We start from the raw sequence: 4,051 nt of genomic DNA, 5'->3' as shown, positions 1-4,051 counted from the left end.
CAGCCCAACCGCTCGCGCTGGCTCGGGCCGATCGCCGGCCTCGCGGCCGGTCTCGGCATCGCGGCGCTGCTGTCGCACTTCGGCCTGGGCGGCGCATTCGCGAGCATGATGGCGAACGTCATCGTGATCGCGCTGCTCGCGATGGTCGGCATCTGGCTGATCCGCAAGTTCATGAACCGCCGTCGTCCGCAGGAGCCGGCATACTCGGTCGGCGGCTCGGCGTCGTCGTCGGGCGGCTACTCGCAGAGCCCGTCGTTCCAGCAGGGCGGCACCGGCAGCAACTATGCGGGTAGCGGCAGCAGCTACGCGAACGAAGCGCAAGGCGTGTTCGGCGGCGGTGCCGCGGGCGCAGGTGCGGCAGCGGCGGCGGCAGCACCGCTCCAGGTGCCGGCCGGCTTCGACACCGAAGCGTTCCTGCGCAGCTCGAAGGTTTATTTCGTGCGCCTGCAGGCTGCGTGGGACCAGGGCAACCTGGCCGACATCCGCGAGTTCACGACGCCCGAAATGTTCGCCGAGATCAAGATCGACCTCGATTCGCGCGGCAACGAGTCGAACCAGACCGACGTCGTGCAGCTCGACGCGGAACTGGTCGCGATCGAGGATCGCGGCATCGAGCAGTCGGCGAGCGTGCGTTTCCACGGGCTGATCCGCGAATCGGCGAATGCGTCGGCCGCGCCGTTCGACGAGGTGTGGAACCTGTCGAAGTCGGGCAGTCAGGGCTGGCTGCTCGCGGGCATCCAGCAGATCAACACGCACTGAGCGTGTCCGGCGGCCACGCCGCCGGACACCCGGGCAACGGCTGCCGCACTGCGACCGCTTGCCGCCCGGGTGTGCGGTCAGGCACGGCCTGCCGACGATCCGACGTTACAATAGAAACCCGCGTGGGCGCCCGGCCTGCGCGGGTTTTTTCTTTCCCAGCCCGATGACCTTTGCCGCCAAGCCTTTTGCTGCTGCTGTCAATCACCTGCTCGCCCGCGAATCGTGGGCGCGCGACCGCCTGATTCCGTATGCGGGCAAGACTGCCCGGATCCACGTGCCTCCCGTTACGCTCACGCTGCTGGTGCAGCCCGACGGCTATCTGTCGGCCGTCGACGCGCACGATGCGCAACAGGTCGACGTGTCGATCGCGCTCGCGGGCGACACGGTCGCCGCGTTCCTGCAGGGCGGCCAGGCGGCCGTGATGAAGCACGTGAAGATCGAGGGCGATGCGGAGTTCGCGACGCAGATCGCGAAGCTGGCCGAGCACTTGCGCTGGGAACCTGAAGAAGATCTCGCGAAGCTGGTCGGCGACGCGGCGGCATACCGGATCGCGACGGTCGTGCGCGACGCCGGTGCGCGCGCGCGACGTACCGGCCGCAACGTGCTCGATTCCGTTGCCGAATACTGGCTCGACGAGAACCCGCAAGTCGTCCGGCGCGCGTCGCTCGGCGGCTTCGACGCCGAACTGGCGCGCGCACGCGATGCGCTCGCGCGGGTCGAAAAGCGGGTCGAGCGACTCGAACAAAAAATCGGCGCGCGCACGGGTTCCGGCCCGCGCGGCGCGCACTGAGGGCCGCAGGGCATGCGCATTTTCCGTTTCATCAAGATTGTCTACACCGTCATCCGCTTTGGTCTCGACGAAGTGATGCTGTCCCGGATCGACGACCGGCGCGTGAAGCTGCTGCTGCGGATCACGACGATCGGTCGCCGTTATTCCGATCCGCCGGCGGTGCGGCTGCGCCACGCACTCGAAAGCCTCGGCCCGATCTTCGTCAAGTTCGGCCAGGTGCTGTCGACGCGCCGCGACCTGCTGTCGGTCGATTTCGCGAACGAACTCGCGAAGCTGCAGGACCAGGTGCCGCCGTTCGATTCGGCGGTCGCGATCGGAATCATCGAGAAGTCGCTCGGTGCGCCGGTCGACGAGCTGTTCGACGAATTCGAGCGCGAACCGGTCGCGAGCGCGTCGATCGCGCAGGTGCATTTCGCGAAGCTCAAGCAGGGCCAGCACGCGGGCAAGGCCGTCGCGGTCAAGGTGCTGCGCCCGAACATGCTGTCCGTGATCGATTCCGACCTCGCGCTGATGCGCGACATCGCGATCTGGACCGAGCGCATGTGGGCCGACGGCCGGCGCCTGAAGCCGCGCGAGGTCGTCGCCGAGTTCGACAAGTACCTGCACGACGAGCTCGACCTGATGCGCGAGGCCGCCAACGGCAGCCAGCTGCGCCGCAACTTCGCGGGCCTCGACCTGCTGCTCGTGCCCGAGATGTTCTGGGATTTCTCGACGTCGCAGGTGCTCGTGATGGAGCGCATGACCGGCGTGCCGATCAGCCAGGTCGAGACGCTGCGTTCGGCCGGTGTCGACATCAAGAAGCTTGCGCGCGAAGGCGTCGAGATCTTCTTCACGCAGGTGTTCCGCGACGGCTTCTTCCATGCGGACATGCACCCTGGCAACATCCAGGTGAGCCTCGATCCGAACACCTTCGGCCGCTACGTCGCGCTCGATTTCGGGATCGTCGGCGCGCTGTCCGATTTCGACAAGAACTACCTCGCGCAGAACTTCCTCGCGTTCTTCAAGCGCGACTACCACCGTGTCGCGACGCTCCATCTCGAATCGGGCTGGGTGCCGCCCGAGACGCGCGTCGAGGAGCTCGAAAGCGCGATCCGAGCGGTGTGCGAGCCGTATTTCGATCGCGCGCTGAAGGACATCTCGCTCGGTCAGGTGCTGATGCGCCTGTTCTCGACGTCGCGCCGCTTCAACGTCGAGATCCAGCCGCAGCTCGTGCTGCTGCAGAAGACGATGCTGAACGTCGAGGGGCTCGGCCGCTCGCTCGACCCCGAGCTCGACCTGTGGAAGACCGCGAAGCCGTACCTCGAGCGCTGGATGACCGAGCAGATCGGCCTGCGCGGCTGGTACGAGCGCTTCAAGGTCGAAGCGCCGCAGTGGAGCAAGACGCTACCGCAACTGCCGCGCCTGATCCATCATGCGATGGCGGCGCGCCACGACGCGCCGCGCGCGGCGAGCGAGGACCTGATGCGCCAGATTCTCGTCGAGCAGAAGCGGACGAACCGGCTGCTGCAGGCGTTGCTGATCTTCGGTCTCGCCGTCGGCGTCGGGGCGCTTGTCGCGCGCGTGCTGCTCGCGCTCGCGTACGGCACATGACCGAAAGGAGCAGGGCGATGTCCGATCCGAAGCAACCGGCTACACCGGCGGCCGCCGATTTCACGACGCGCGATCCCGGCAACGCATCGTTCTGGGACGAACGTTTCGCGCGTGGCGTGACGCCGTGGGAATTCGGTGGCGTGCCCGACGGGTTTCGCGTGTTCGCGCACCGGCTCGAGCCGTGCGCGGTGCTGATTCCAGGCTGCGGCAGTGCGCAGGAGGCCGGGTGGCTCGCGCAGGCCGGCTGGCCCGTGCGTGCGATCGATTTCTCCGCGCAGGCAGTGGCAGTTGCGAAAGCGCAGCTCGGCGCGCATGCGGAAGTCGTCGAGCAGGCCGATTTCTTTTCGTACCGGGCGCCGTTCGACGTGCAGTGGGTGTACGAGCGCGCGTTCCTGTGCGCGCTGCCGCCGGCCATGCGCGCCGGCTACGCGGCACGCATGGCCGAGCTGCTGCCCGTGGACGGATTGCTGGCAGGTTATTTCTTCCTGATGGCGAAACCGAAGGGGCCGCCGTTCGGAATCGAGCGTGCCGAACTCGATGCGCTGCTCACGCCGCACTTCGAACTGATCGAGGATTTGCCCGTGACCGATTCGCTGCCCGTGTTCGAAGGTCACGAGCGCTGGCTGACGTGGCGCCGCCGCTGATGCGCGGGTGTCGCGGCCATTGCCGGAGCGCGGCGGGGTTTCAGCTATAATTCAAGGTTTTGCAAGCCGTTTCCAGTTTCCGCGGGAAAAATATCATGCCGATCTACGCCTATCGATGCGAAGCGTGTGGCTTCGCGAAGGACGTGCTCCAGAAGATGAGCGATGCGCCGCTGTCGCAGTGTCCGGAATGCGGGAAGGACGCATTTCGCAAGCAGGTCACTGCGGCGGGCTTCCAGCTGAAGGGTTCGGGTTGGTATGTCACCGATTT

General features: G+C 66.7%; 5 protein-coding genes. All 5 read left to right on the top strand.

Annotated features, from left to right (window positions below):
- Positions 1-759 (top strand): TIM44-like domain-containing protein (locus ABY44_RS00875; RefSeq protein ID WP_431640742.1); only part of this gene is annotated, 759 nt, incomplete at its 5' end.
- A gap of 163 nt (positions 760-922) precedes the next feature.
- On the top strand, positions 923-1,549 hold the full coding sequence (locus ABY44_RS00870) for a ubiquinone biosynthesis accessory factor UbiJ (protein WP_060174883.1): 627 nt from the start codon (positions 923-925) through the stop codon (positions 1,547-1,549).
- A gap of 12 nt (positions 1,550-1,561) precedes the next feature.
- Positions 1,562-3,139 (top strand): ubiquinone biosynthesis regulatory protein kinase UbiB, encoded by a 1,578-nt coding sequence (gene ubiB / locus ABY44_RS00865; RefSeq protein WP_027789152.1) that lies wholly within the window; start codon positions 1,562-1,564, stop codon positions 3,137-3,139.
- 17 nt (positions 3,140-3,156) lie between these two features.
- Positions 3,157-3,783 (top strand): methyltransferase domain-containing protein, encoded by a 627-nt coding sequence (locus tag ABY44_RS00860; protein ID WP_060174884.1) that lies wholly within the window; start codon positions 3,157-3,159, stop codon positions 3,781-3,783.
- A 95-nt stretch (positions 3,784-3,878) separates the two neighbouring features.
- On the top strand, positions 3,879-4,051 hold a 173-nt coding region (locus ABY44_RS00855; RefSeq protein WP_275891256.1), incomplete at its 3' end, for an FmdB family zinc ribbon protein.

This window comes from Burkholderia sp. ZZQ-2 (assembly GCF_050768715.1).
GTDB classification, from domain to species: domain Bacteria; phylum Pseudomonadota; class Gammaproteobacteria; order Burkholderiales; family Burkholderiaceae; genus Burkholderia; species Burkholderia cepacia.
The sequence above is the reverse complement of the archived record's forward strand: the minus strand, read 5'-3'. Positions and strand labels throughout refer to the sequence as shown.

What these genes read in the sequence shown, in the direction of transcription:
- ubiB (WP_027789152.1), top strand. Translation starts at nt 1,562, where the DNA reads ATGCGCATTTTCCGTTTCATCAAGATTGTCTACACCGTCATCCGCTTT.
- ABY44_RS00860 (WP_060174884.1), top strand. Translation starts at nt 3,157, where the DNA reads ATGTCCGATCCGAAGCAACCGGCTACACCGGCGGCCGCCGATTTCACG.
- ABY44_RS00870 (WP_060174883.1), top strand. Translation starts at nt 923, where the DNA reads ATGACCTTTGCCGCCAAGCCTTTTGCTGCTGCTGTCAATCACCTGCTC.